The organism is Trabulsiella guamensis ATCC 49490 (assembly GCF_000734965.1).
GTDB classification, from domain to species: Bacteria; Pseudomonadota; Gammaproteobacteria; order Enterobacterales; family Enterobacteriaceae; genus Trabulsiella; species Trabulsiella guamensis.
Genome location: NZ_JMTB01000171.1, coordinates 1 through 1,044 on the forward strand (window position 1 = coordinate 1; position 1,044 = coordinate 1,044).

Consider the following 1,044-nt stretch of genomic DNA (forward strand, 5'->3'; position numbering starts at 1 on the left):
AGGCCGAAAGCCAGCATAGGCTGCACACCATCAGTATGATGCGTATTCCGCTCTGATCGATCATGTTTTCGCGTGGAACGTCGATCAGCGATTCGCAGCTGATCGATCATCCGGGGGACTTAACTTTTCTACTGCTTTTTAACCTGTTTTTTCTGCGCTTTCCAGCACCGGTTTATTTTTCCTCATGGATTCCCCCTGAAGCACCGTAACGTTACTATCGTTTTTCCGCAACAACCAGATGAACCGGGGAAACAGATGCCGGCAAACTGAAATACAGCGAAAAGATGCGTTACCCGTAATGTTGCGTATTACCACTCACAGAGATTACCCAATACCCTGAAAAACGCCGCCAGACCGTGATCGATTCTGGTGCCATTTTGCAGTTTATGCGCGAAGCGCATGGAGGCGACGGTACGGGGCTGACAGGAAGCACATCACCCGTACAGCCGGGAACTGAGAAAGGCGAAGTGAGCACGTCACCCCACGCCCTGCCGGACCAGACTTCGCGGGCAGGGCTGTCACAATGCGCAGCAGGGTACAGCGGCGGGCACGGGGACAGGCAGACGGAATACCGTCAGCCATTAATCAGACACCGGCTGCTTCAGTGCCGCCAGAATTTTTTTCATGTCTGATAATATACCTGTGCTGACTGCCCGGCTCAGTCATTCATACGGGGTCTGATGATTCTTTACAGAATAATCCGCAGCTTTTTCAGGTTTACAAAATCAGACCCGGTTTCATCTTTCAGAAGAAGGCGGCAGGGGCTGCATTCTTTATTCTGCTGCTTTTTTCTTTTTGTGTTATTTTATGTTGATATATTAATTATCATCAGATTTCAAATGTTTTTACTTGTCTTTTTTTTTGCTTTATTGCCCTGTATTCCATGGTTGTTTTGTGATTCTTTTTGAAATGTGCTTTTTATTTTTCATCAGGAGCGGGTGGTGCCGGGAAATAAATTAATGCCTGCCAGGTAATTTGCTTGTTAATAACAAATAAAAACAGTAATACAAAATATAAATAATAAAACACACAATGTAAAACAGG

The 1,044-nt window shown here is 45.7% G+C and carries 1 protein-coding gene; it reads right to left on the reverse strand.

The window, feature by feature from the left end:
* Positions 1–384: 384 nt before the first annotated feature.
* The gene (locus GTGU_RS25950) at positions 385–582 is read right to left on the reverse strand and encodes a hypothetical protein (protein ID WP_156964245.1); all 198 of its coding nucleotides are present in this window, start codon (positions 580–582) and stop codon (positions 385–387) included.
* Positions 583–1,044 lie beyond the last annotated feature (462 nt).